The following is a 24964-nucleotide window of genomic DNA, read 5'->3' on the forward strand; positions in this document are numbered from 1 at the left end:
CATGCTTCGAATCCGCGCTATCGCTTCTCAGGTTCCCGACACGACCCCATTCCGGGCGGTACAAGCCCAGGAAAAAAACATCGGCTATGGCCATCTGTTGTACAAGTCGGCGGTCTTTTCCATGCCTCGCGGCAGGGGCAGGATTGACGCCGAAGAAGCGCTTCGGCTGCTCCCCACGGCGAACATCGCACTGCCCGTAGCACCCCCTTTGCAAAGCGGCGCCGACCTGGCGCTGGAAGCGGTCGCGCGTTTGCGTGAACAGGTTTCGGCAGAAACGCTGGCACAGGTGACCCACATTGTGGTGACCAATAGCGCCCTTAACCAACGCATTAATGAATCGGTCGCAGGCCGTATCCAGCATGCACTGGGTTTGCCCAAAGCGTTGCCTTTCGCCATCGGCCAATCGGGTACTGCCGGCGTATTCAACGCACTGAGCATGATCGAAGCGTTGGTCAGCCTCGGCGGCAAAGTGCTGTTGGTAGCGTCCGATAAGTGGCTTTACCCGTTCTTTCGCGCCTGGGGTGATCTGGTGGTGTACGGCGACGGCGCAGCCGCCATCTTGCTCGATGGCGAGGGGCAGGCTTCGCCTGGCTGGGGAGTGATACGCGCCTCGGCCATGCACTATGGCGCGGCCATCGACAACCCCTGGGGACTGACGCCTGCCGCCCTGGCTGAACGCCTGCATCCGCTGGCGGTGAGTGCAGCGCAAACAGCGATCGAGCGCTCCGGCCTGAGCGCCAGCGATATCGATTGGGTGTTGCCGGCAGGATTCAGCGACAGCTTCACCCTCGGCGTCAGCCGCGAACTGGGCATTGCGCAAGCGCGACATTTTGAACTCGGTGCCCTGGGCCATCAGTCGAGCGCGGCCCCCTTGCTGTCGCTCATGCGCCTGCGTGCCTCCCTGCCTCGGGGCAAAACGGCCACCGCCCTGCTTTGGGATGCGGCGTTGTGCGGTACCGCTGGCGCCATCGTGGCCGAGATCCAGGCTGACGCCTGAACCCAGATGCAAACCGCTTATTAATCAGGAAAACCTATGTCTGCTTATAAAGTCAGCCTGCGTGAGCTTCGCTTTTTTTTGTGGGAACTGCATAAAACCGACCAGACGTTTCTCGCTCGGGCGCCGTTTAACGACAAGAGTCGTGCCTACTACGATGCCTTGCTGGAGCGCGCCAGGGCGTTCGCTTATGAGTTAGGCAAGGCCTATCAAGCCTCCGATCGGCAGGAATGCCGCTTGCTGGAAAACGGCACAGTCGAAATCCCCAAAGAGTTTCACGGACTCTGGCAGCGCTATAAGGATGAGTGGATTCAGGTACTGGGCATCGACAGTGAATCGCAGCAACCGGCCTTGCCACCCCTGATCCGGCAGACCATCCAGGAAATGTTCATGGGCGCCAACCCGGCGTTCATGACCTACGGCGGCTTCAATTTTCCGGCCATCAAACTGTTGAAGCTGCACGGTACCGCCGCGCAAAAGGCAACGTACCTGCGCAAGCTTCAGCACTACGACTGGGACGCGTGTTTCTGCGCCACCGAGCAGCAGGCGGGCAGCGACCTGACGGCTGTCACCACCCTCGCAAAGCCACTTGAAAACGGCGAATACGCCGTCACCGGCGAAAAAGTCTACATCTCGGCCGGGATGCATACGCTGACCGAAAACACCGTTTACTTTGTCCTGGGCCGCATCAATAGCGCGACCTCGACCTCGTACTCGCTTTCCTGCCTGCTAGTGCCGCGCTTCTGGCCCAATCCAGAAACCGGAGAGCTGGAAGACAACCATGTCGAGTGCACGTCATTGCTGCGCAAAATGGGGTTGAAGGGCTGCGCCAACACCCAACTGGTGTTTGGTCGAAGCGGCACCACCCGCGCCGTGCTGCTGGGCGATCGCAAAAATGCCGGGTTGCTGCAACTGGTGCCCTTGATGAATCAGGCGCGTATGAGCACGGCGATTATCGGCCTGGGTCTGGCTTCCAGCGCCTACTTGCATTCAGCCGATTTCGCCGGCAAACGATTGCAGGGACGGGCTATCAGTCGCACGTCCGATGCCAGCGCCCCCGCTGTGCCCATTATCGAACACGCCGACGTACAGCGCATGTTGCTGGAAATGAAGGCGCGGGTAGAGGGCTGCCGTGGGCTGCTCGGCAAATTGACCGGCGCCTCGACCCAGGCGTTTGCCCTGGAAGCCGAGCCGGTACTGGACGAAGCTCAGGTCGAAAAATACCGCAAGCTGGTGCTGCTGTTCACACCGATATGCAAGGCTTTCGTCTCGGACCAGGCCTGGAAAATCTGCGAGCTGGCGATCCAAGTGCATGGCGGCGTCGGTTATACCGATGCTTACCCTGTCGAGCAAAATGCCCGCGACGTGAAAATCCTGTCGATCTGGGAAGGCACCAACTATATCCAGTCCCAGGACCTGGTACGCGACAAGCTGGGATTTGGCAGAAACTCACGCCTGATCAAGTTTCTGCGCGAAGAGCTGGATGCCTTCTTGAGCAGCAAAATGGGGGTCGGCACTGAACTGCAAGGCCACTTCCCGGTGCTGGAAAACGCCATGATCGCCGTTGAACAGGCGCTTGCACTGATCAATGAGCAGGTGCGTGCAGGTCGCACACACGAAACCAGCCAGTTCTTCACCCGGTTCCTGGAAATGCTCGGCCTCACCGCCAGCGCCTGGGTCTTGCTTGAGTCGGCCTGCCTGGCAGAGCGCCAGTTGCGCCAGCCACTGGGTGCAGAAGAAGCCGCTTTTTACCGTGGCAAGGTCAAGACCGCACAGTATTTTTTCGCCAACATTCTGCCGACTGTCACGCAACACGCACAGACCATAGAAAATTTGCTGGTCGCCCACTGCAGCATTGCGCTGGATGAGCTGGTACAGGCCGACACGCTCGTACCCCCACCGCCGCAGAGCCTGTTTGGCGGACCGCGCACCCTGTATCGCGGCACCAATATCGACGGCGCCACGCTTGAGCCCAATGAAGGCTTGTGGGTCAGGGGGCGCAACCTCAATGACTTGATCGGCATCGTCGACTTCCCCACCGCGCTATGGCTGGCGTGGTTTGGCAATCTGCCGTCTGCTACACAGAGCCAAGCCATTGACGCCGTTCTGGTGCACATCGCTGGCCATCTGTCGCAGGAGCCAACTTATAGACGTGGCATCGAAGCCGTGGCCGCCAGCGGTGCCGGCATCGTTCAAGCCGCCGCCTGCGGCCTTCTCGGCGATTTGGCCGCGCTGGAAACTATCGCTCTGAGCGAAGCGACCGTGCGCGGTTTACCCACGCACCCGGATTTTATCCAGGGCTTGGTCAGCGTTGCCTCAACGCCGCACTTTCTGCAAGCAGCGCTCGGTTATGAAGCCCCCGGCGCAGCACCGATCCAGCACGCCGAGGGCATGCTGGCTGCAATGGGCGCGCCCCACATCGACGCCTTATCCATTCGTGTCGTTGACGCCCTGTTGGTGGCCTGGCACGCCGGGTTCGGCTACATCACGCCAACGGTGCTGGTACCCCGTACCGCCATCGGCACCGGCGTCACCCTTGCGCAGGCCGTGGCGGCCGGTTTCATGGCCAGCGGCCCTAAACATGTCGGCGCAGCAGAAGAAGCCACGACCTGGCTCAAGACCATCAGTGCGCACGCCAGCCATGCGGACATACGCCAGGCGGTCGACCACGCGCTGGATCAGCCCGGCAACCTGTTGTTCGGTTTCGGCCATCCGCTGTTTGTGCAGGACCCACGACCACCGCATATCAGAACCCTGTTTGCAGAATGGGGTTTCGGAGCGCGCTACCTGGAGATTTTCGACGTCGTTTGTGCCCACGTTCTGGAGCGTAAAGGCCTGCGTCCGAATATTGATTTCATCACCGCCGCGACCCTGCTCGATCTCGGCGTGACGCAAGCCCGCTGGAGTGTCGGCCTGGGCCTGTGTGGCCGGGTTGCGGCCATGGTCGCGCATGCCATAGAGCGGCGTGATCGTCCTGCGTTCGGCGTCAGCAGCAAAGCCGCGCGCACGTTATTGGCCACCGTTCCAGTCGGCTGGCTGTAGGACAGCCAGACGCAAACCGCCCTTGCAATGCCAACGCTGAATCCTTGTAACGCCATTTCATACGGGAATTGACACATGTTATTGAAAAACCTGCGCCCTGCCGACGAGTACGATCGTTTTGCCTCGCAAGCACTGGAACCCTGGGACGTGATGTTCGTCACCCGCATCCGCCAGATTGCCCGCGACCTGGCGCCCGGCGCTCTGGTCGATATCGGCACCGCTACAGTCGTGGTCCCGGTGCGTCTGGCGGCCGACCCGGTATTGAAAGGCTGGCATTTCATCGGCCTCGATCTGGACGAAACCATGCTCGAAGGCGGCCGGCCGCGTATCGAAGCGCTGGGCCTGAGCGACACCATCGAACTTAAAGTGGGCGACGCCCTGGACCTGCCCTTCGCGGATAACAGCCTGACCATGGCGGTCAGCCGCGCCACCTTGCACCACTTACCGGACAAGGTGAAAAGCCTGACCGAGATGTACCGCGTACTGCAGCCGGGCGGAGTCGGTCTGGTGCACGACATGCGCCGCGACGTCGCCCCCGAGTTGCTGGAGAAATTCACTCAAATGCGCGCTTCGGTGGGCTATCCACCGACCCATGTTGAAGAAAAGGTCACCCTGCAAGAAGCGCGCGAGCTGGTCATCGAAGCGGGTCTTGACCATTGCACGGTGGTGACCAGCCCCAGTTCCGGCATGGGCGCACTGGGTTTCGAAATCCTCATTAAAAAGCCTTTGCTGGCTTGATAAGCAACTTGCGGGGTAAAGGCTATGGATCAACGTACAGATCAGCTTGAGCACTTTCAGGGAATGCTGGGTCGCTCGCAGGTACAGTGTGGCTTTCTGTCACCTGAGCGCATGCCGCTCGTCATAACGCCTGTCGACAGCAGGCTAAGCGATGACAGCGAGGCTTTTGCGACGTGGTATCGCCAACACCTGTCGATTTTCGACAGCATGCTGCTGGCGTTCAGTTGCCTGTTGTTCCGTGGTTTTGCATTGCGCGGTAACTCGGACTTTCAGGCTATTGCGCAACACTATCCTGAGCATGCGTTCGGTTATATCGGCGGCGCCACGCCCCGCAAGAACATCGAGGGCAGAGTCTACGAATCGACCCGCATCCCGCCCACCCTGAAAATCGGCCTGCATCAGGAAAAGGCCTACATGGCGCACTATCCACAGAAACTCGCCTTCTTTTGCAAACAGCCCTCCCTGGAAGGCGGCGAAACCATACTGTGCGACATGCGAGCCGTCACCCGCCGTCTGCCAACCCAACTGATCGAGCGCTTCAGCGCTGCGCGCATCCAGTATGTGCGTAACTTCCGGGCACCCAGTACGCCGGAGAATGAACCTCGCAACACCCATATGCGTGAATACCACCGGCCCTGGGATGAGGCGTTTCTGACCGATGATCCGCAGCAAGTAGAACAGCTGTGCCGCGATACACACCTCGATTTCCAATGGCTCGAAGACGGCAGCCTCACGGTGTCGCATACCGGTGACGCCGTTTTGAAACATCCGTTGACGGGCGAATCCATCTGGTTCAATCAGCTGTCGACCCAACATAACAACGCCCGCTCCCTCGGCAAGCCCGGTTACGCCTACATCCAGCACGCCTATCAGGACAAACCGGCACGCCCTTACGATGTGCGGCTGGGCGATGGCACGCCGATCTCGGAGGATGAAATCGCTCCGATATACGACGCATTGGAGGCACAGGAGATTGCCTTTCCTTGGCACAGCGGCGACATGCTGTTGATCGATAACATTGCCGTTGCCCATGGCCGCAATCCCTTCAAAGGTCAACGCGATGTCCAAGTCGCGTTGTTCGATTGAACATGAACAGTCAAATCCTTCTGACGGGCGAAAAACACGGGCTGTCCGAACCTGCCCTGCATCGTGAGATGCAGTTGGCACCCACGCGCACTGATGAACCCTATGCGATGGCAGCCAAACTGATCCGGGTCAGCGCTGGCGATTTCCGCTTCGAGGTCCGCGATCTGCATTTTCAACGCGGTCGGCATACCGCCATCATCGGCCCCAATGGCGCCGGCAAGACCACCCTGATCGAAGCCTTGCTCGGGTTCCGTCAGGCGCATCTGGAAGAGGCGCAGATTCTTGGGGTTGCGGCGGCTCGTTTTCTGCAAAGCACCCGCCACCGCAAGCGGCTGGGGGTGCAATTGCAGCGGGTCGAATATGAAGACTCGTCGAATGTCAGGGAAATCCTCGACTTGCATCAGGCCCTGTACGGCAAGCAAGACTCGCAGGTGGCGCAGGCACTGGATATCGAAACGCTGCGCAAACTGCCCTACCGGGCACTGTCACGCGGCCAGAAACAGCGGCTCGATTTGTTCGTGGCGCTGGCCCACCATCCGGAGCTTGTCGTACTTGATGAACCCTTTACCGGGCTTGACCGCGCTTACATCGAGCGGGTCGCGCACCTGCTGCGGTACGACCTGGCTGACCTGACCATCATTATGATTTGCCACTCAGTGGAAGAACTGGATACCGCCAGCGATGTGGTGTGGGTGTGCAAAGGCGGGGTTGAGTATCGAGGGGATAAAGAATCACTGAAGAACCGCTTGGTTGGCGCCTTCCATGCCTATCTGCAGCTGGACGACAGTGATCATCTCAAGGCCATCTACCACCAGCTGGAACGCGAAAGCGCCACGCTGCGGTTGTCGATGCCATCAAACAATGAAATCAGCGTCTATGGCACGCAGGAACTGGACCAATCGATACGTCGCCTGATCGGCAATGTTGCATTCCAGCACTTTGAGTTCGGCCCCACCCATTACCGCGACATGTTGCACCTCTGCGCTCAGGGAGAACAGGATGCTTAGCGTACTGGCGATATTGACGCGCAACGAGCTGCTGGGGTTTTTTCGCAGCAAGTCGGCGCTGTTCTGGGCGCTGGCCTTTCCTATCCTGCTGCTGACCGTGATGCTGATGGCTTTCGGTCATCGTGGCTCACTCGGCACGGTCAATGTCGAGTTCCTGGAGTCTGGCGCCCAGACCAGCTCGGACACCAGCTGCAAGTTGGCGATCCAGCAGGCATTTGCTGGCGGTGATCCCGTAAAGGCCGATTTTTCAACCGTCAGCAACACTGCCGCCATCGCAGCAGACACGGTCCGCATCGTCTTCCCCGCAGGCGAGGGCCCGTTGCAAGTACGCTATGACTTCAACGGCCAGCTCGCGGTACGTGCCGCAGCGCGCGTGATCGAGATTGCTGCGGTCAGGTGTGCGGCGGCCGAGCGCGGCATTGTCTCGACAGACCTGGTGCATTTCGAAGACACGGCCTCTGGCGCCAAGCCCTTCGACTACGGCCAGTTTTTTACCACCGGCATTTTGGTCATCTGTTTGATGTCACTCGGCATCATGTCCACCGCCTTATCGATTGCCAGCTTGCGTGAGCACAACGCCCTCAAGATCTACGCCTGCTTTCCAGTCCCGAAGCTGGTTTTTCTGGCCTCTATCCTCTTGTCGCGGGTAGTCATGATGCTGATTTCGGTGGGTTCCTTGTTGCTGGTGGCGCGGTATGGATACGGCATCGACATCTCGCTGTGGAGTGTGCAGACCTTGCGTGCGTTGCCGGTCATTGTGCTGGGCGGCGTCATGTTGCTGTGCCTCGGCACCCTGCTGGCCAGTCGTACCGCCTCGATAAAAGAAACCGAATTGCTGTGCCATCTGATCCATTACCCGGCCCTGTTCTTCGGCAACCTGACCATCCCGTTGAACGATGCGCCAGCCTGGATCAAAAGCATTCTCTCGGTGATTCCGATCAACCAGTTTGTCTCGGTACTGCGCCAAGTGATGCTCGACGGTGCGCCCCTGCCTTCGCTGTGGCTGCCCTTATTGGCCCTGGCAGGCTGGACCGCATTGTTCCTCACCGCCGCGACCTTCATGTTCCGCTGGCACAAAAGTTAAGCCCCCGACCCGGGCATTTCATTGCATCTCTATTCAAGGAAACCAGCATGTCTATCCGCAAGCTAGGCCGTGCCTATTTGTCGAATGCCAGCGCATTCATTCCGGTCATCGTGTTCCTCTTGTATGGCCGTTTCGGCCCCGGTGAAGCAGGCGTGCGCTGGGAGACCGCGTATGTGGTGAGCGGTATTCTCAGCATTGCGCACTTGTTTTGGCTGTTCAATTACCGCCCTGGGCATTGGATCGCAATGGGCGTCGACCTGTACCTGATGATTGGCGCCCTGTTGGCTTCGGTTTCTACCGCAGCGTTGCAAGTGTGGGGGCAGGAGCTAGGCGCTGCACCCGTGCTGGCGTGCGTGTTCGTAATTGGCATGGGGGCCACCCGGCTTTCTCCCCTCGGTTTCATCGGCGAAACCAGCAGCGATCATGCTTTGGTCCGAAAACTCTCTGTGATGTTGCTGATGGGTGCTGCCATCGCAGTCGCGGTGTCGCTGGTTTTTCGCCATAACACGTTGCTGGGAGGTGTGTTGCCGGTCGTTGCACTGGTGCTCGTTCGCAGCCAATTGCTCAAACGCATGGTTGCGACGCCATGAGCGACCTGGAACCTACCGTGGACCGACAAGCCTCGGGACTCCACGCATTTCTGGCCGAAGTCACTGAAGTGCTGGGGCAGGCGTCGCTGCTGACCGGAGCGGCCTGTGCACCCTATGAAATCGACGTCGCGCAGTGCCGTGGCAAAGCGGCGGCGGTCGTCCTCCCGCGTGATACTGACGCGGTCAGCGCGCTGATGCGCATCGCGGTGCGCCATCGCATACGGCTGGTCGCCCAAGGCAACCGCAGCGGATTGGTGGGCGGCGCCGTCACTGACAACTCCGGCACGCAAGTGATTGTTTCCTTGTCGCGCATCCGCCGAGTGCGCGAAATTGATCCCTTGAACCGCACGGTGATTGTCGAAGCGGGCGCGCTCTTGTCAGAACTGAACCGTCAACTGGAAACCCACTCGCTGCATTTTCCTATTGATGTCGGCAGCGACCCGGCGATAGGCGGACTGATTGGCGCCAATGCCGGCGGCAGCCGCTTGCTCAAGCATGGCGACGTGCGTCATAACCTGCTCGGCATCGAAGTGGTACTGGCCGATGGCGACGGCACGGTGGTGCAGCTACTGGCTCCCTTGCGCAAGAACAATACCGGGCTTGATCTCAAGCAGTTGTTTGTCGGCACCGGCGGTGCATTCGGGATCATTACGGCGGCGACCCTGGAGCTCCAGCGCATCGACCAATCGACGCAAAGCGTTTTTGTCGCCTTGCCTGACCACGCGACAGCGCTGAAGGTGCTGGAGGCTTTCGAACATCACTTTGGCGACCTGCTGTGCGCGTTCGAAGTGATATCCGAAGCGGCGCTCGCCATTACGTTGCGCAACTTCCCCACCCTGCGCCACCCGTTCGGCCAATCGCCGGCCAGCTGTTATGCCTTGATCGAGATCGCCAGCAGCATGCCCGGCTTGCACACGCTTTTTGCGCAACGCACCGAACAGGTGCTGGAAGAACTGTATGAAAGCGGCCGGATTCTCGACGCCGTACTGGGCAATACCCACAGCTTTTGGCCGCTGCGAGACAACCTGCCGTTGGCCATCGCCAAGGAAGGTATTCCACTCTCGTTCGACGTGGCGTTTTCGCGCTCACAATTGGTGGCTTTCCGAGATCAGGCTGCACAGTGGCTAGCGCAGGAACATCCGTTGCTGCAGCTGTACGATTTCGGCCACTTTGCCGACGGTGGCTGCCATTTGATTGTGCTTGTCCCGCACGCGCATATCCCCCAGTACGGCATCGCCAAGCGAGTCGCAGTGCGTAGCGGCATTTATAAGCGGGTGTCCGAAAACGGCGGCTGCTTCAGTGCCGAGCATGGCGTCGGGCCTATAAATGCAGCTTATTACAGCAAGTACACGCCCCCTGAGGTGCAGGAAATCAGCAGGGCCATGCAGCAGTTAATGGACCCGCAAGCTGTACTGGGCCGCTACCGCTATACATAGAACGAACCGCCTGCGCAGTTCAATTCCAAGAAAATCGGGCCTGACGATGGCACAGCAAGCGATAGGAAACATCATGATTACCGGCAAAATGCTCATCGGCCAGTCGGCAGTGCGTGGCGACAACGGATCGCTGTCTGCAATCAACCCTGCCACCCATGAAAAGCTCAGTCCCGACTTCGGCGTCGGCGATATCGCTGACATCGATCAGGCCTGCATGCTGGCGCAGCAAGCCTGCGACCGCTATCGCGCGACCACGGCAGAGCAGCGTGCCCAGTTCCTGGAAGCGATCGCCACGGGCATCCTGGCGTTGGGGGTCACGCTGATCGGGCGCGCGTCTCTCGAATCAGGCTTGCCTGCCGCGCGCCTGATCATCGAACGGGGCCGCACCGTGAGCCAGTTGCGGCTGTTTGCGCAAGTGTTGCGTGACGGCCACTATCTCGGCGCCACCCTGGACTGTGCTTTGCCGGCGCGCCTGCCTTCTCGCCCCGACCTGAGATTGCACAAGATCGCCCTCGGCCCGGTGGCTGTATTTGGTGCAAGCAATTTTCCCCTGGCGTTTTCGGTTGCGGGCGGCGATAGCGCCGCAGCCCTGGCCGCTGGCTGCCCGATAGTGGTCAAGGCACACGAAGCTCATCTCGGTACTTCGGAGCTGGTCGGTCAGGTGATTCAACAGGCAGCCGCTGCCCACAACTTGCCAGAGGGCGTGTTTTCCCTGCTTATAGGTGACGGTAACCCGTTCGGCCAGACCCTGGTCAGCCATCCCGCGATCAAGGCAGTCGCCTTCACCGGTTCGCGTCAAGGCGGCCTGGCGCTAATGCGTACAGCGGCGCAACGCAGCGAACCGATTCCGGTATACGCCGAAATGAGCTGCATCAATCCCGTGTTCCTGTTGCCCCATGCGCTGTCGATGCGCGCCAGCGAAATCGGTCGTGGATTCGTTGAAGCTCTGACGATGAGTGCCGGGCAACTGTGCACCAATCCGGGCTTGGTGATTGCTATGGAAGGCTTGCCTCTGACCCAGTTTTACAACACGGCCCAGGACGCCCTGTGCAAAAAGGCGGCAGCAACCATGCTGACGCCGGGCATTCATCATGCCTACCTCGCCGGAATTGAAGAGACAGGCAAGACCAACGGTGTTACGACGCTGGGGCAAGGTTGCCCTGCAGAAAAACCCTGTACAGCGCAAGCCACAGTGTTCGTAACGGATGCAGCCACCTTTCTGACGACAGAACGACTGAGCGACGAAATATTCGGCCCCAGCTCGCTGATAGTCGCCTGCAAGAATGAAGATGAAATGCTGGCGGTCGCCGAGCACCTGTCTGGACAGCTGACGGCGACCCTGCAACTGGATGACGCTGATCATGCGCTGGCCAGAAAACTGCTGCCCGTCCTTGAGCGCAAGGCCGGCCGCATCTTGGTGAATGGTTATCCGAACAACGTCGAGGTCACTCACGCGATGGTGCATGGAGGCCCGTTCCCGGCCAGTTCGGACAGTCGCAGTAGCTCAGTCGGCGCCAGTGCCATCGACAGGTTCTTGCGGCCGGTGTGCTATCAGGACCTGCCTGCGGCCTTGATGCCGGCTGCGCTACAGGATGGCAACCCGCTAGAACTGTGGCGCACGGTCAATGGTCAATGTGTGCTTGCCTGAGTCGAAATGTTCCTGATGAGAACAACACTTCAACGTTAAAAAAACACGACGCAAAGCCATAAAAAAAGCCCCTATACAGGGGCTTTTCATCTGAATCTTTACCTGAATGTCACAGGTAATTATCAGAACGGGATATCGTCATCAAAGCTGTCGAAATCCGGAGCTGGCTGTGGAGCCTGCTGCTGTGGCGCTGGACGCGACTGCTGTTGTTGCGGTGCAGGGCGTTGAGCCTGCTGACGCGGAGCAGACTGCTGAGGCTGCTGGTAGTTGTTGCCACCACCCTGGTTTTGCTGGTCGCCCTGTGGACGGCCACCCAGCAGCTGCATGGTGCCTTGCATGTCGACCACGATTTCTGTGGTGTAACGCTTGATACCGTCTTTTTCCCATTCACGGGTTTGCAGCTTGCCTTCGATGTACACCTGCGAACCCTTGCGCAGGTATTCACCAGCGATTTCGGCAACTTTGCCGAACATCGATACACGGTGCCATTCAGTCTTTTCGACTTTCTGGCCGGTTTGCTTGTCAGTCCATTGTTCGCTGGTTGCCAGACTCAGGTTGGTCACGGCATTACCGTTAGGCAAGTAGCGAACTTCGGGATCCTGGCCGCATGTGCCGACCAATATAACTTTGTTAACCCCACGGGCCATAACGTTCTCCTAGGCTTCGCACGTCGGCGCTGGGTTAACCAACTGCTCGAGTGTCGCGCGATCCAATAGTTCGGTGTCCAATTTGATATAAATCGCAGACTCTTCAGTCACGATCACTGCATCTGTAACGCCATTGACTGCCTTTAAACGCTCAGCCAGACCTGCTTCGCGCAGCGCCTCGGGTGATAACGGCAGGCGCAGGCTTGTTACGTACGGTGGTTCGCGCATGGTAACAGCAAAGGCCAGCCAGAGTGCAGCCAGACCTGCGCATCCAAGGAACACAACCGACAAACCGCCATGCTGGAACAACCAGCCGCCGAGTATGCCGCCCAGTGCCGAACCGAGGAATTGGCTGGTGGAATAAACCCCCATTGCCGTGCCCTTGCCGCCTGCGGGTGAAACTTTGCTGATCAGCGAAGGCAGTGAAGCCTCCAACAGGTTGAACGCGGTGAAAAACACCACGGTGCCGATCACCAACGCCCGCAAGCTGTCGCCGAACTTCCAGAAGAATAGCTCAGTGAGCATCAACGTAATGACGGCGCCGAGTAAAACTCGTTTCATTTTGCGTTTCTTTTCGCCGTAGATGATGAACGGAATCATGGCGAAAAAAGAAATCAGCAAGGCCGTCAGGTACACCCACCAATGCTGCTCCTTGGGCAAACCGGCCTTTTCGACCAGCGCCAGCGGCAAGGCAATGAAGCTCGACATCAACATGGCGTGCAACACAAAAATGCCAAGGTCCAGGCGCAACAGATCGGGGTGACGCAAGGTCGGCAGCAAAGCCTGCTTCGCCACACCGGACTCACGATGCTGCAAGGTCCCGGTGGAACGCGGCACCATGAACATCACGATCACGATCCCGCACAGTGCCATTGCCCCCGTGGCCAGAAACAGACCGGATAACCCGAATGCACGGGTCAGCAACGGCCCCACGACCATTGCAACAGCAAATGACAACCCGATGGTCATGCCGATCATGGCCATCGCCTTGGTGCGATGCTGTTCACGGGTAAGGTCCGACAACAGCGCCATGACAGCTGCTGAAATCGCCCCTGCGCCTTGCAGGATACGTCCCGCAATAACGCCCCAGATCGAATCGGAATTGGCCGCCAGCACACTGCCCAGAGCAAAAACGATCAACCCCAGGTAGATCACCGGGCGCCGCCCGATACGGTCTGAAATAACACCAAACGGGATCTGAAAAATGGCTTGGGTCAGGCCATAAGCGCCAATTGCCAGACCAATCAGGGCGGGCGTTGCACCGGCAAGGTCCATCCCATAGGTTGCCAACACCGGCAACACCATAAACATGCCCAGCATACGGAAGGCGAACACAAGGGCCAGACCGCTTGCTGCCCGGGTCTCGCCGCTGCTCATGCGTTCGCTGTGGGGATCGTGCATGGAAAAACCTCATGTGAACCGGCGGCGATTCTATCAGTCCCATCGAGTAACAGCACATACACGAGAGTGCCGCGACGCTTTGTCACGCAAAAGTTATAAAGGCTGCTTGAATGACAGTGTGCCATCAAGGCCTGCACAGCTTTCGCACAGATCCGTATACTCATTCGTTTACGTTATGCCCGCCAAGCGAGGCCGCAGTGGACAAGATCCTGATACGTGGGGCACGAACCCACAACCTGAAGAACATCGACCTGACCCTGCCAAGGGACAAACTGATCGTCATCACCGGACTGTCTGGCTCCGGCAAATCATCCCTTGCGTTTGACACGCTGTATGCCGAAGGCCAGCGACGTTATGTCGAGTCGCTGTCAGCCTATGCGCGGCAGTTCCTTTCGATGATGGAAAAGCCTGACGTCGATACCATCGAAGGTCTGTCGCCGGCGATTTCCATCGAACAGAAATCGACCTCGCACAACCCGCGCTCCACCGTCGGCACCATCACCGAAATCTACGATTACCTGCGTCTGCTGTATGCCCGCGTAGGTATTCCGCGCTGCCCCGATCACGATATTCCACTGGAAGCCCAGACCGTCAGCCAAATGGTTGATCTGGTGTTGGCGCAGCCTGAAGGCAGCAAGCTGATGTTGCTCGCGCCGGTCATTCGCGAGCGCAAGGGCGAACACTTGTCGGTGTTTGAAGAGCTGCGCGCCCAAGGTTTTGTTCGGGCACGGGTCAATGGCAAGCTCTGCGAGCTGGACGAATTGCCCAAGCTCGACAAGCAGAAAAAACACACCATTGATGTAGTGGTTGACCGCTTTAAAGTGCGCGCCGATCTGCAGCAGCGTCTGGCCGAGTCGTTCGAGACCGCGCTGAAACTGGCCGATGGCATTGCCCTGGTCGCGCCGATGGACGATGAGCCGGGCGAAGAGATGATCTTCTCAGCGCGCTTCGCCTGCCCGATTTGCGGCCACGCGATCAGCGAGCTGGAACCCAAGCTGTTCTCCTTCAATAACCCGGCAGGGGCATGCCCGACCTGCGATGGTTTGGGGGTCAAGCAGTTCTTCGATATCAAGCGCCTGGTCAATGCCGAGCTGACCCTGGCCGAAGGGGCGATACGCGGCTGGGACAGGCGTAACGTCTATTACTTCCAGATGCTCGGGGCGCTGGCCAAGCATTACGACTTCAGCCTTGAGGTGCCTTTCAGCGAACTGCCGGCCGACAAGCAAAAAGTCATTCTGTATGGCAGCGGCACGCAAAACGTAGATTTCCGTTATCTGAATGACCGCGGCGACATCGTCAAGCGTGCGCACCCGTTCGAAGGCATCGTGCCAAACCTTGAGCGCCGTTACCGCGAAACCGAATCGGCCACCGTGCGCGAAGAGCTGGCCAAGTTCTTGAGCACTCAGTCTTGCCCGGATTGCCGCGGCACACGACTGCGGCGCGAAGCCCGGCATGTGTGGGTCGGCGAAAAAACCCTGCCGGCCGTGACCAATATGCCGATCGGTGACGCAACCGAGTACTTCAGCACGCTGAGCCTGACCGGGCGTCGTGGTGAAATTGCCGACAAGATCCTTAAGGAAATTCGCGAACGCCTGCAGTTCCTGGTGAATGTGGGCCTGGACTATCTGTCCCTGGACCGTAGTGCCGATACCCTGTCAGGCGGTGAAGCCCAGCGTATTCGTCTGGCTAGCCAGATTGGCGCGGGTCTGGTCGGGGTGCTGTATATCCTCGACGAGCCCTCCATCGGCTTGCATCAGCGCGATAACGATCGACTGCTGGGCACCCTCAAGCATCTGCGCGATATCGGCAACACCGTGATTGTGGTTGAACACGACGAAGACGCCATTCGCCTGGCTGACTACGTTGTGGATATCGGCCCGGGCGCGGGTGTGCATGGTGGCCATATTGTCGCGCAAGGCACGCCTGCCGAAGTCATGGCTCATCCGGACTCACTGACCGGCAAGTACCTGTCGGGGCGTGTGAAGATTGCCGTACCTGCCAAGCGCACACCGCGCAACAAGAAGCTGACACTGTCGCTCAAGGGCGCTCGCGGCAATAACTTGCGCAACGTAGACCTGGAGATACCGATCGGCCTTTTGACCTGTGTGACCGGGGTTTCCGGTTCGGGCAAGTCGACCCTGATCAACAACACACTCTACCCGCTCAGCGCCACGGCCCTGAATGGCGCGACCACGCTCGAAGCGGCGGCGCACGACAGCATCAAGGGGCTTGAGCATCTGGACAAAGTCGTCGATATCGACCAAAGCCCGATTGGCCGTACGCCGCGCTCCAACCCTGCAACCTACACCGGGCTGTTTACACCAATCCGCGAGTTGTTCTCGGGTGTGCCTGAGTCGCGCTCGCGCGGTTACGGCCCCGGGCGTTTCTCCTTCAACGTGAAGGGCGGACGCTGCGAGGCCTGTCAGGGCGATGGCCTGATCAAGGTAGAAATGCACTTTCTGCCGGACATCTATGTGCCTTGCGATGTGTGCAAGAGCAAGCGGTATAACCGTGAAACCCTTGAGATCAAATACAAGGGCAAGAGCATCCACGAAGTGCTGGAAATGACCATCGAAGAAGCGCGAGTGTTCTTCGATGCAGTGCCTGCACTGGCGCGCAAGCTGCAAACGCTGATGGATGTAGGTCTGTCCTATATCAAGCTCGGACAATCGGCCACCACGCTGTCAGGCGGTGAAGCGCAACGGGTCAAGTTGTCCCGCGAGCTGTCCAAGCGCGATACCGGCAAGACCCTGTATATCCTCGATGAGCCTACAACCGGTTTGCACTTTGCCGATATCCAGCAATTACTGGATGTACTGCATCGTCTTCGTGATCACGGTAATACCGTAGTCGTGATCGAGCACAACCTGGACGTGATCAAGACGGCTGACTGGCTGGTGGATCTTGGGCCTGAAGGTGGCTCCAAAGGTGGGCAGATTATTGCCACCGGGACACCGGAAGAAGTAGCCGAGATGAAGCAATCACATACTGGCTTCTATCTGAAGCCACTGTTGATTCGCGACAAGGCTTAAATCGCGGTACAAAAAAGCCCCTGTCATCGTGAGATGGCAGGGGCTTTTTGCTGAGGCTTATGCCGATCAGAACTGCGATTGCAGGTAGTTCTGCAGACCAATCGACTTGATCAGGCCCAGCTGTTTTTCCAGCCAGTAAGTGTGATCTTCTTCTGTGTCTGCCAACTGAACACGCAGCATGTCGCGGCTCACATAGTCCTTGTGCAGCTCGCACAGGGCGATGCCTTTGCACAGGGCGGCACGGACCTTGTATTCAAGGCGCAGGTCGGCAGCGAACATCTCAGGCACTGTGGTGCCCACATCCAGATCATCCGGGCGCATGCGCGGCGTGCCTTCGAGCATCAGAATCCGGCGCATCAACGCATCAGCGTGTTGTGCCTCTTCTTCCATTTCGTGGTTGATGCGCTCGTACAGCTTGGTGAAACCCCAATCCTCGTACATACGGGAATGGACAAAATATTGGTCACGCGCAGCCAACTCGCCGGTCAGCAACGTGTTGAGGTAATCGATTACATCCGGGTGGCCTTGCATCGCCGTACATCTCCCTGCTTGAAAGACTGTAGTTTGAACCAAGCGGCCTGAGAGGTCACGGCTAAATCGCAATAAAAACCCTGTTTTGAAGAGAAAAGAGGGTTAAAAAACGCAAAAACCGCCCAATTGAGGGCGGTTCTGCTTCTCACTTAGAGTTAGTTACGCTATACACCCAGCGCCTTGGCAACACCATCGCCGTAAGCCTGATCAGCGTTGTAGAAATGCTGCAGCTGACGCTCGACGACATCACTCGACACACCGGCCATAGCGCCTGCGATGTTGTCGATCAGCAGGGCTTTCTGCTCGTCGTTCATCAAACGGAACAGGGCACCGGCGTGGCTGTAGTAATCGCTGTCCACGCGATGATCATAACGATCTGCGGCACCACTCAGGGCCAATGGTGGCTCAGCGTATTGAGGCGCTTGTTTCGGCGCGTCGCCATAGCTGTTTGGTTCATAGTTCGGCGCAGCGCCGCCATTGTTGCCGAAGGCCATAGAGCCATCGCGCTGATAGTTATGCACAGGCACCCGTGGCGAGTTGATCGGCAGGTGCTGGTGGTTGGTGCCTACACGGTAGCGATGGGCATCGGCATACGCGAACACACGGCCTTGCAGCATACGGTCAGGCGACAGACCCACACCGGGGATCATGTTGCTTGGGCCAAACGCCGCCTGCTCCACTTCCGCAAAGTAGTTCAGCGGGTTGCGGTTCAGCTCCAGCTCACCGATTTCAATCAGCGGGAACTCCTTTTGCGACCAAGTCTTGGTCACATCAAACGGGTTCTCGTAGTGGGCAGCAGCTTGCGCCTCGGTCATGACCTGCATGCACACGCGCCATTTCGGGAAATCACCACGCTCAATGGCTCCAAACAAGTCGCGCTGTGCGTAGTCCGGATCGGTACCGGCAAGACGTGCAGCTTCAGCAGGCGGCAGGTTCTTGATGCCTTGCTTGGTCTTGTAGTGCCATTTGACCCAGTGACGCTCACCCGCAGCGTTAATCAGGCTATAGGTATGGCTACCGAAGCCGTGCATGTGGCGATAGCCATCGGGAATGCCACGATCAGAAAACAGGATGGTGACCTGGTGCAGCGACTCAGGTGAGTGCGACCAGAAGTCCCACATCATCTGTGCACTTTTCAGGTTGCTTTGCGGCAAGCGTTTTTGGGTGTGGATAAAGTCAGGAAACTTCAGCGGATCACGAATGAAGAAGACCGGTGTGTTGTTACCCACAATGTCCCAGTTGCCTTCCTCGGTGTAGAACTTGAGCGCGAAGCCACGTGGATCACGCTCGGTATCTGCAGAGCCACGTTCACCCCCTACCGTGGAGAAGCGCAGAAAAGTCGGGGTTTGCTTGCCAATGGTGTCGAACAACTTGGCGCTGCTGTACTGAGTCATGTCACGGGTCAGGGTAAAGGTGCCATGTGCGCCTGAACCTTTGGCATGTACACGGCGTTCCGGAATGTTTTCACGGTTGAAGTGCGCGAGTTTTTCGATGAGGTGAAAATCGTCGAGCAGCAATGGGCCACGAGGGCCGGCAGAACGAGAATTCTGGTTATCAGCAACTGGAGCGCCGCTGGCGGTTGTAAGCGTTTTGGTCTGGCTCATGTGTTTGCTTCCTCAGTCAGTCTTTGTACTGCCGGCTAATCGGCTGAGGAGGAGTATTGACCATGAACTAAACATGGGCAAATGCATTAAATGATCAAGATCAATAGATAATGATAATCGAACGCACACAAAAAACCGGGCACTAGGCCCGGTTCTTTGTAGAGACTGACGTCTTACTCAGCGGATACAGCTTCACCGCCAACTGGACGATCAACCAACTCGACGTACGCCATAGGCGCGTTGTCGCCAGCGCGGAAACCGCACTTGAGGATGCGCAGGTAGCCACCCTCACGAGTTGCATAACGCTTGCCCAGATCGTTGAACAGCTTACCAACCATGGCTTTCGAACGAGTACGGTCGAAGGCCAGACGGCGGTTAGCAACAGAATCAATCTTGGCCAGAGTAATCAGCGGCTCAGCAACGCGACGCAATTCTTTGGCTTTCGGCAGAGTCGTTTTGATCAGCTCGTGCTCGAACAACGACACTGCCATGTTTTGAAACATAGCCTTGCGGTGCGAGCTAGTGCGGCTCAGGTGACGACCACTTTTACGATGACGCATGGTTCATTCCTTACCAAACACAACGTTCGGTGATTACGACGATCAGGCAGTCGCCTTGTCGTCCTTCTTAAGACTTGCAGGCGGCCAGTTGTCGAGGCGCATGCCGAGGGACAGACCACGGGAGGCCAGAACGTCCTTGATTTCAGTCAAGGATTTCTTGCCCAGGTTCGGAGTCTTCAACAGTTCTACTTCGGTGCGCTGAATCAGGTCACCGATGTAGTAAATGTTCTCCGCCTTAAGGCAGTTGGCCGAACGCACGGTCAGTTCCAGATCGTCAACAGGACGAAGCAGGATCGGATCGATCTCGTCTTCCTGCTCGATTACCACTGGCTCGCTGTCACCTTTGAGGTCGACGAATGCAGCCAACTGCTGTTGCAGGATGGTTGCAGCACGACGAATGGCCTCTTCAGGGTCCAGTGTACCGTTGGTTTCCAGATCAATAACCAGCTTGTCCAGGTTAGTACGCTGCTCGACACGGGCGTTTTCCACCACGTATGCGATACGGCGAACCGGGCTGAACGAAGAATCCAGCTGCAAGCGACCAATGCTGCGGCTTTCGTCTTCATCGCTCTGACGCGAGTCTGCTGGTTCATAACCACGACCACGAGCTACGGTGAGCTTCATGTTCAAGGCGCCGTTAGACGCCAGGTTGGCGATTACGTGATCGGGATTAACGATCTCGACATCATGATCCAGCTGAATATCGGCAGCGGTAACCACCCCCGAACCCTTCTTCGACAAGGTCAGCGTAACTTCGTCACGGCCGTGCAGCTTGATAGCCAGACCTTTAAGGTTCAACAGGATTTCAATTACGTCTTCCTGTACACCTTCGATGGCGCTGTACTCGTGGAGCACACCGTCAATCTCGGCCTCGACTACTGCACAGCCTGGCATTGAGGACAACAGGATGCGGCGCAGCGCGTTGCCCAGGGTGTGGCCAAAACCACGCTCGAGAGGCTCGAGAGTGATTTTAGCGCGGGTTGGACTGACAACTTGCACATCAATATGGCGAGGTGTCAGGAACTCATTTACCGAAATCTGCATGGATGCACCTATTTTCTAGCCCTTACTTGGAGTAGAGCTCGACAATCAGGCTTTCGTTGATGTCGGCGGACAGATCACTGCGAGCAGGAACGTTCTTGAAAACGCCCGACTTCTTCTCAGTGTCTACTTCTACCCATTCTACGCGGCCACGTTGGGCACACAGATCGAGAGCTTGGACAATGCGAAGCTGGTTCTTTGCTTTCTCGCGGATAGCGACCACGTCACCAGCACGAACCTGGTAGGACGGAACGTTTACGGTCTGACCGTTAACGCTGATCGACTTGTGCGATACCAACTGACGAGATTCGGCACGAGTAGAACCGAAACCCATACGGTATACGACGTTATCCAGGCGGCATTCGAGCAGTTGCAGCAGGTTTTCACCGGTTGCACCTTTTTTGCCAGCAGCTTGTTTGTAGTAGCCGCTGAACTGACGCTCGAGAACGCCGTAGATACGACGGACCTTCTGCTTTTCACGCAGTTGGGTACCGTAGTCGGATTGGCGACCGCGGCGTTGGCCGTGGATGCCTGGAGCAGCTTCAATATTGCACTTCGATTCGATAGCGCGCACACCACTCTTCAGGAAGAGATCAGTGCCTTCACGACGTGCCAGTTTGCATTTTGGACCAATGTAACGAGCCATTCTTTACAGTCTCCTGATTACACGCGGCGCTTCTTCGGCGGACGGCACCCGTTGTGCGGGATTGGCGTCACGTCGGTGATGCTGGCGATCTTATAGCCACAGCCGTTCAAAGCACGGACAGCGGACTCACGACCTGGACCTGGGCCCTTGACGTTAACGTCAAGGTTTTTCAGGCCATATTCCAGCGCAGCTTGACCAGCACGTTCAGCAGCTACTTGAGCAGCGAACGGGGTGGACTTGCGTGAACCGCGGAAACCCGAACCACCAGAGGTAGCCCAAGAAAGCGCGTTACCCTGACGATCCGTGATGGTCACGATGGTGTTGTTGAAAGACGCGTGGATGTGGGCGATGCCATCAACCACTGTCTTTTTAATTTTTTTACGAGGACGAGCAGCAGGTTTTGCCATGACTAAATTCCTGTCGATTCGCTGGTGCGATTACTTGCGGATCGGCTTACGCGGACCTTTGCGAGTACGCGCGTTGGTCTTGGTACGCTGACCGCGTACTGGAAGACCACGACGATGGCGCAGACCGCGGTAGCAGCCCAAGTCCATCAAGCGTTTGATTTTCATGTTGACTTCACGACGCAGGTCACCTTCAGTGGTGAACTTCGCCACTTCGCCACGCAGCAACTCAATCTGCTCGTCGCTCAGATCCTTGATCTTAGCGGCTGGGTTTACACCAGCATCCGCACAGATTTTCTGTGAGGTAGTGCGACCAACACCATAGATGTAGGTCAGCGAGATAACAGTGTGCTTGTTATCTGGAATGTTAACGCCTGCAATACGGGCCATTCAGTGGGACTCCAATTGACAGCTACCTACGCCCCGGAAGCCAAGAAATAGGGCGCGAGATAATATCGCTGTAATAACAAATAATCAACCCAGCAGCGCACTAGCTGCTGGGCTTCAAACAGATCACACTCAGCCTTGGCGCTGTTTGTGACGTGGTTCCGCGCTGCAAATTACCCGAACAACACCTTCGCGGCGAATAATCTTGCAGTTACGGCACAGCTTTTTCACCGATGCACGAACTTTCATCACCAACTCCTCTCACCTTACGGGGTAGTACTTCAGCGGAGCATGCCGCTGCCGTAGCCCTTCAGGTTGGCTTTCTTCATCAGGGATTCGTACTGGTGCGAAACGAGGTGCGATTGTACTTGGGACATGAAGTCCATAACAACCACAACAACGATCAGCAACGAGGTCCCGCCAAGGTAGAACGGAACGTTTGCCGCAACCACCAGGAACTGGGGCAACAGGCACACGGCCGTCATATAAAGAGCACCGAACAGAGTCAAACGAGTCAAAACGCCATCAATATAGCGTGCCGACTGCTCGCCTGGACGGATACCCGGAATAAAGGCACCGGACTTCTTCAGGTTTTCCGCTACGTCTTTCGGATTGAACATCAACGCCGTATAGAAGAAGCAGAAGAAAATAATCCCTGCACTAAACAGCAGAATATTCAACGGCTGACCAGGAGCGATCGACTGCGAGATGTCCTGCAACCAGCCCATACCTTCAGACTGACCGAACCAGGCACCCAGCGAAGCCGGGAACAGCAAAATGCTGCTCGCAAAAATAGCCGGGATAACGCCGGCCATATTCACTTTCAGCGGTAGGTGGCTAGTCTGCGCAGCAAACACCTTGCGGCCCTGCTGACGCTTGGCGTAGTGAACAGCAATACGACGCTGACCACGCTCAATGAACACCACAAAACCGATAATCGCTACTGCCAGCAAACCGATAGCAACCAGAGCGAAGATATTGATATCGCCCTGACGTGCAGACTCGAAAGACTGCCCGATTGCTCTCGGAAGACCGGCGACGATACCCGAAAAAATCAACATCGAGATACCGTTGCCAACACCACGCTCAGTAATCTGCTCACCCAGCCACATCATGAACATTGCACCCGCCACAAACGTGGTTACTGCAACGAAATGGAAGCCCAGGTCACCAGTGAACGCTACGCCCTGCCCTGCCAGACCAATGGACATGCCAATAGCCTGGACAAGAGCAAGAGCGACAGTGAGGTAGCGGGTGTACTGGCTAATCTTGCGACGGCCAGCTTCACCTTCCTTCTTCAACTGCTCCAGCTGCGGGCTGACAGCGGACATAAGCTGCATGATGATCGATGCCGAAATGTACGGCATGATCCCCAGCGCAAAAATACTCATCCGCTCCAGCGCGCCGCCGGAAAACATGTTGAACAAGCTAAGTATGGTCCCCTCATTCTGTCGAAACAGGTCCGCCAACCGGTCCGGGTTAATACCTGGAACTGGGATGTGTGCGCCTATCCGGTAGACGATAATCGCCAGGAATAGAAAACGCAGTCGAGCCCAGAGCTCGGATAACCCGCCTTTGCTGAGCGCTGAGAGAGCACCTTGCTTAGCCATTTATTCCTCGAACTTGCCGCCAGCTGCTTCGATAGCCGAACGCGCACCTTTGGTGGCGCCGATTCCCTTGCCGATAGTGACAGCGCGAGTAACTTCACCGGACAGCATGATTTTCACACGCAGTACGTTGACGTTGATCACGTTGGCATCTTTCAGGGTCTGCACAGTTACGATGTCGCCTTCCACTTTAGCCAGCTCGGACAAACGCACTTCTGCGCGATCCATGGCTTTCAGGGATACGAAACCGAACTTAGGCAGACGGCGATGCAGTGGCTGTTGGCCGCCTTCAAAGCCTGGAGCGATGGTGCCACCGGAGCGGGAAGTCTGACCTTTGTGACCACGGCCACCAGTCTTACCCAAACCACTACCGATACCACGGCCCGGACGATGCTTTTCGCGACGGGAACCCGGCGCTGGACTCAGATCATTGAGTTTCATCGATTAACCCTCTACACGCAGCATGTAGTAAGCCTTGTTGATCATCCCGCGATTCTCGGGAGTATCAAGTACTTCTACAGTGTGACCGATGCGACGCAGACCCAGACCCTTAACGCACAGTTTGTGGTTAGGGATGCGGCCGGTCATGCTTTTGATCAGCGTTACTTTAACGGTAGCCATGATCAGAAGATCTCCTTGACACTTTTGCCACGCTTGGCGGCAATAGACTCAGGAGACTGCATAGCTTTCAAACCTTTGAAAGTGGCGTGAACCACGTTTACCGGGTTAGTCGAGCCGTAGCACTTAGCCAGTACGTTCTGAACGCCAGCAACTTCGAGGACAGCACGCATAGCGCCGCCAGCGATGATACCGGTACCTTCAGAAGCAGGCTGCATGTAAACCTTGGAAGCGCCGTGGGCGGATTTCATGGCGTACTGCAGAGTGGTGCCGTTAAGGTCCACTTGGATCATGTTGCGGCGAGCAGCTTCCATTGCCTTCTGGATCGCAGCAGGCACTTCACGTGACTTGCCACGGCCGAAGCCAACGCGCCCTTTACCATCACCAACCACGGTCAACGCGGTGAAAGTGAAGATACGGCCGCCTTTAACGGTTTTGGCTACGCGGTTAACTTGAACCAGCTTCTCGATGTAGCCTTCGTCGCGCTTTTGGTCGTTATTTGACATAACTTAGAACTCCAGCCCAGCTTCACGAGCAGCCTCAGCCAGCGCTTTCACGCGGCCGTGGTACTTGAAGCCAGAGCGGTCGAAAGCCACCTGCGAGACGCCAGCGGCTTTTGCACGCGTAGCGACCAGCTGGCCAACCTTTGTGGCCGCGTCGATGTTGCCAGTGGCACCATCACGCAGTTCTTTGTCCAAAGTCGAGGCGCTTGCCAGGACTTTGCTGCCGTCGGCCGAGATGACCTGGGCGTATATGTGCTGTGCCGAGCGGAACACGCAGAGACGCACGACTTCTAGTTCGTGCATTTTCAGACGTGCTTTGCGAGCGCGGCGCAGGCGAGTAACTTTTTTGTCGGTCATT

The 24964-nt window shown here is 57.4% G+C and carries 25 protein-coding genes; 10 read left to right on the forward strand and 15 right to left on the reverse strand.

Annotated elements, in window-relative coordinates; all coding sequences use genetic code 11:
- Position 1: 1 nt before the first annotated feature.
- The 9 genes from CJU81_RS19855 (at position 2) to CJU81_RS19895 (ending at position 11625) form a co-directional block, all read left to right on the forward strand.
- Complete coding sequence (locus CJU81_RS19855) at positions 2-997, forward strand: hypothetical protein (protein ID WP_095037953.1); 996 nt, start codon at positions 2-4, stop codon at positions 995-997.
- Between the two features lie 36 nt (positions 998-1033).
- The gene (locus CJU81_RS24165) at positions 1034-4036 is read left to right on the forward strand and encodes a citrate/2-methylcitrate synthase (RefSeq protein ID WP_217902765.1); all 3003 of its coding nucleotides are present in this window, start codon (positions 1034-1036) and stop codon (positions 4034-4036) included.
- Positions 4037-4111: 75 nt separating this feature from the next.
- Positions 4112-4774, forward strand: a complete 663-nt coding sequence (locus CJU81_RS19865) for a class I SAM-dependent methyltransferase (RefSeq protein ID WP_095037954.1) — start codon at positions 4112-4114, stop codon at positions 4772-4774.
- A gap of 63 nt (positions 4775-4837) precedes the next feature.
- Positions 4838-5860 (forward strand): TauD/TfdA family dioxygenase, encoded by a 1023-nt coding sequence (locus CJU81_RS19870; RefSeq protein ID WP_176464882.1) that lies wholly within the window; start codon positions 4838-4840, stop codon positions 5858-5860.
- Positions 5861-5862: 2 nt separating this feature from the next.
- Positions 5863-6867, forward strand: coding sequence for an ATP-binding cassette domain-containing protein (locus CJU81_RS19875; protein WP_217902766.1), 1005 nt, complete (start codon positions 5863-5865; stop codon positions 6865-6867).
- On the forward strand, positions 6860-7951 hold the full coding sequence (locus CJU81_RS19880; RefSeq protein ID WP_095037956.1) for an ABC transporter permease: 1092 nt from the start codon (positions 6860-6862) through the stop codon (positions 7949-7951). Before CJU81_RS19875 ends, CJU81_RS19880 begins: the two co-directional genes overlap by 8 nt.
- Positions 7952-7998: 47 nt before the next feature.
- Positions 7999-8541 carry a permease gene (locus tag CJU81_RS19885; protein ID WP_095037957.1) on the forward strand — a complete coding sequence of 181 codons (543 nt, stop codon included), beginning with the start codon at positions 7999-8001 and terminating at the stop codon, positions 8539-8541.
- Positions 8538-9977, forward strand: coding sequence for an FAD-binding oxidoreductase (locus CJU81_RS19890; protein ID WP_095037958.1), 1440 nt, complete (start codon positions 8538-8540; stop codon positions 9975-9977). The genes CJU81_RS19885 and CJU81_RS19890 overlap by 4 nt, the downstream gene beginning before the upstream one ends.
- Positions 9978-10047: 70 nt before the next feature.
- Entirely contained in the window at positions 10048-11625 is a 1578-nt protein-coding gene (locus CJU81_RS19895) for an aldehyde dehydrogenase (NADP(+)) (protein WP_095037973.1), read from the forward strand.
- A gap of 122 nt (positions 11626-11747) precedes the next feature.
- Here the strand turns inward: CJU81_RS19895 and CJU81_RS19900 are convergent, their stop codons facing one another.
- Positions 11748-12272, reverse strand: coding sequence for a single-stranded DNA-binding protein (locus tag CJU81_RS19900; protein WP_095037959.1), 525 nt, complete (start codon positions 12270-12272; stop codon positions 11748-11750).
- A 9-nt stretch (positions 12273-12281) separates the two neighbouring features.
- Positions 12282-13673 carry an MFS transporter gene (locus tag CJU81_RS19905; protein WP_095037960.1) on the reverse strand — a complete coding sequence of 464 codons (1392 nt, stop codon included), beginning with the start codon at positions 13671-13673 and terminating at the stop codon, positions 12282-12284.
- Between the two features lie 197 nt (positions 13674-13870).
- Between CJU81_RS19905 and uvrA the strand changes: the two genes are divergently transcribed.
- Positions 13871-16705 carry an excinuclease ABC subunit UvrA gene (gene uvrA, locus CJU81_RS19910; RefSeq protein ID WP_095037961.1) on the forward strand — a complete coding sequence of 945 codons (2835 nt, stop codon included), beginning with the start codon at positions 13871-13873 and terminating at the stop codon, positions 16703-16705.
- A 66-nt stretch (positions 16706-16771) separates the two neighbouring features.
- On the opposite strand, the gene bfr is transcribed toward uvrA, so the two are convergent.
- From bfr to rplR, 13 genes are all read right to left on the reverse strand, one after another.
- Positions 16772-17236 (reverse strand): bacterioferritin, encoded by a 465-nt coding sequence (gene bfr / locus CJU81_RS19915; protein ID WP_016779187.1) that lies wholly within the window; start codon positions 17234-17236, stop codon positions 16772-16774.
- 164 nt (positions 17237-17400) lie between these two features.
- On the reverse strand, positions 17401-18840 hold the full coding sequence (locus tag CJU81_RS19920; protein WP_095037962.1) for a catalase: 1440 nt from the start codon (positions 18838-18840) through the stop codon (positions 17401-17403).
- Between the two features lie 173 nt (positions 18841-19013).
- A complete protein-coding gene (rplQ, locus tag CJU81_RS19925) occupies positions 19014-19400 on the reverse strand; it encodes a 50S ribosomal protein L17 (protein WP_016779185.1) in 387 nt (128 codons plus the stop codon).
- A gap of 42 nt (positions 19401-19442) precedes the next feature.
- Positions 19443-20444: a DNA-directed RNA polymerase subunit alpha gene (locus tag CJU81_RS19930; protein WP_003176403.1), complete on the reverse strand. Its 1002-nt coding sequence runs from the start codon at positions 20442-20444 to the stop codon at positions 19443-19445.
- Between the two features lie 22 nt (positions 20445-20466).
- Positions 20467-21087 carry a 30S ribosomal protein S4 gene (gene rpsD / locus CJU81_RS19935; protein WP_003444359.1) on the reverse strand — a complete coding sequence of 207 codons (621 nt, stop codon included), beginning with the start codon at positions 21085-21087 and terminating at the stop codon, positions 20467-20469.
- Positions 21088-21104: 17 nt separating this feature from the next.
- Positions 21105-21494 carry a 30S ribosomal protein S11 gene (gene rpsK / locus CJU81_RS19940; protein WP_007924177.1) on the reverse strand — a complete coding sequence of 130 codons (390 nt, stop codon included), beginning with the start codon at positions 21492-21494 and terminating at the stop codon, positions 21105-21107.
- A 30-nt stretch (positions 21495-21524) separates the two neighbouring features.
- Entirely contained in the window at positions 21525-21881 is a 357-nt protein-coding gene (gene rpsM, locus CJU81_RS19945; RefSeq protein ID WP_016779184.1) for a 30S ribosomal protein S13, read from the reverse strand.
- 129 nt (positions 21882-22010) lie between these two features.
- Entirely contained in the window at positions 22011-22127 is a 117-nt protein-coding gene (gene rpmJ / locus CJU81_RS19950) for a 50S ribosomal protein L36 (RefSeq protein WP_002555468.1), read from the reverse strand.
- A 32-nt stretch (positions 22128-22159) separates the two neighbouring features.
- The gene (gene secY / locus CJU81_RS19955; protein WP_003444361.1) at positions 22160-23488 is read right to left on the reverse strand and encodes a preprotein translocase subunit SecY; all 1329 of its coding nucleotides are present in this window, start codon (positions 23486-23488) and stop codon (positions 22160-22162) included.
- Positions 23489-23926 carry a 50S ribosomal protein L15 gene (rplO, locus tag CJU81_RS19960; RefSeq protein WP_016779182.1) on the reverse strand — a complete coding sequence of 146 codons (438 nt, stop codon included), beginning with the start codon at positions 23924-23926 and terminating at the stop codon, positions 23489-23491. It lies immediately after the preceding gene.
- 3 nt (positions 23927-23929) lie between these two features.
- A complete protein-coding gene (gene rpmD / locus CJU81_RS19965) occupies positions 23930-24106 on the reverse strand; it encodes a 50S ribosomal protein L30 (protein WP_003186033.1) in 177 nt (58 codons plus the stop codon).
- 2 nt (positions 24107-24108) lie between these two features.
- On the reverse strand, positions 24109-24609 hold the full coding sequence (gene rpsE, locus CJU81_RS19970; RefSeq protein ID WP_003186035.1) for a 30S ribosomal protein S5: 501 nt from the start codon (positions 24607-24609) through the stop codon (positions 24109-24111).
- Positions 24610-24612: 3 nt separating this feature from the next.
- Positions 24613-24963 carry a 50S ribosomal protein L18 gene (gene rplR / locus CJU81_RS19975; protein WP_016779181.1) on the reverse strand — a complete coding sequence of 117 codons (351 nt, stop codon included), beginning with the start codon at positions 24961-24963 and terminating at the stop codon, positions 24613-24615.
- Position 24964: the final 1 nt, after the last annotated feature.

Origin of the sequence: Pseudomonas fragi (genome assembly GCF_002269505.1) — a bacterium.
Taxonomy (GTDB): domain Bacteria; phylum Pseudomonadota; class Gammaproteobacteria; order Pseudomonadales; family Pseudomonadaceae; genus Aquipseudomonas; species Aquipseudomonas fragi_D.

Coding starts and splice junctions, on each gene's coding strand:
- CJU81_RS19855 (WP_095037953.1), top strand. CDS start 2: ATGCTTCGAATCCGCGCTATCGCTTCTCAGGTTCCCGACACGACCCCA.
- CJU81_RS24165 (WP_217902765.1), top strand. CDS start 1,034: ATGTCTGCTTATAAAGTCAGCCTGCGTGAGCTTCGCTTTTTTTTGTGG.
- CJU81_RS19865 (WP_095037954.1), top strand. CDS start 4,112: ATGTTATTGAAAAACCTGCGCCCTGCCGACGAGTACGATCGTTTTGCC.
- CJU81_RS19870 (WP_176464882.1), top strand. CDS start 4,838: ATGCTGGGTCGCTCGCAGGTACAGTGTGGCTTTCTGTCACCTGAGCGC.
- CJU81_RS19875 (WP_217902766.1), top strand. CDS start 5,863: ATGAACAGTCAAATCCTTCTGACGGGCGAAAAACACGGGCTGTCCGAA.
- CJU81_RS19880 (WP_095037956.1), top strand. CDS start 6,860: ATGCTTAGCGTACTGGCGATATTGACGCGCAACGAGCTGCTGGGGTTT.
- CJU81_RS19885 (WP_095037957.1), top strand. CDS start 7,999: ATGTCTATCCGCAAGCTAGGCCGTGCCTATTTGTCGAATGCCAGCGCA.
- CJU81_RS19890 (WP_095037958.1), top strand. CDS start 8,538: ATGAGCGACCTGGAACCTACCGTGGACCGACAAGCCTCGGGACTCCAC.
- CJU81_RS19900 (WP_095037959.1), bottom strand. CDS start 12,272: ATGGCCCGTGGGGTTAACAAAGTTATATTGGTCGGCACATGCGGCCAG.
- CJU81_RS19905 (WP_095037960.1), bottom strand. CDS start 13,673: ATGCACGATCCCCACAGCGAACGCATGAGCAGCGGCGAGACCCGGGCA.
- bfr (WP_016779187.1), bottom strand. CDS start 17,236: ATGCAAGGCCACCCGGATGTAATCGATTACCTCAACACGTTGCTGACC.
- CJU81_RS19920 (WP_095037962.1), bottom strand. CDS start 18,840: ATGAGCCAGACCAAAACGCTTACAACCGCCAGCGGCGCTCCAGTTGCT.
- rplQ (WP_016779185.1), bottom strand. CDS start 19,400: ATGCGTCATCGTAAAAGTGGTCGTCACCTGAGCCGCACTAGCTCGCAC.
- CJU81_RS19930 (WP_003176403.1), bottom strand. CDS start 20,444: ATGCAGATTTCGGTAAATGAGTTCCTGACACCTCGCCATATTGATGTG.
- rpsD (WP_003444359.1), bottom strand. CDS start 21,087: ATGGCTCGTTACATTGGTCCAAAATGCAAACTGGCACGTCGTGAAGGC.
- rpsK (WP_007924177.1), bottom strand. CDS start 21,494: ATGGCAAAACCTGCTGCTCGTCCTCGTAAAAAAATTAAAAAGACAGTG.
- rpsM (WP_016779184.1), bottom strand. CDS start 21,881: ATGGCCCGTATTGCAGGCGTTAACATTCCAGATAACAAGCACACTGTT.
- rpmJ (WP_002555468.1), bottom strand. CDS start 22,127: ATGAAAGTTCGTGCATCGGTGAAAAAGCTGTGCCGTAACTGCAAGATT.
- secY (WP_003444361.1), bottom strand. CDS start 23,488: ATGGCTAAGCAAGGTGCTCTCTCAGCGCTCAGCAAAGGCGGGTTATCC.
- rplO (WP_016779182.1), bottom strand. CDS start 23,926: ATGAAACTCAATGATCTGAGTCCAGCGCCGGGTTCCCGTCGCGAAAAG.
- rpmD (WP_003186033.1), bottom strand. CDS start 24,106: ATGGCTACCGTTAAAGTAACGCTGATCAAAAGCATGACCGGCCGCATC.
- rpsE (WP_003186035.1), bottom strand. CDS start 24,609: ATGTCAAATAACGACCAAAAGCGCGACGAAGGCTACATCGAGAAGCTG.
- rplR (WP_016779181.1), bottom strand. CDS start 24,963: ATGACCGACAAAAAAGTTACTCGCCTGCGCCGCGCTCGCAAAGCACGT.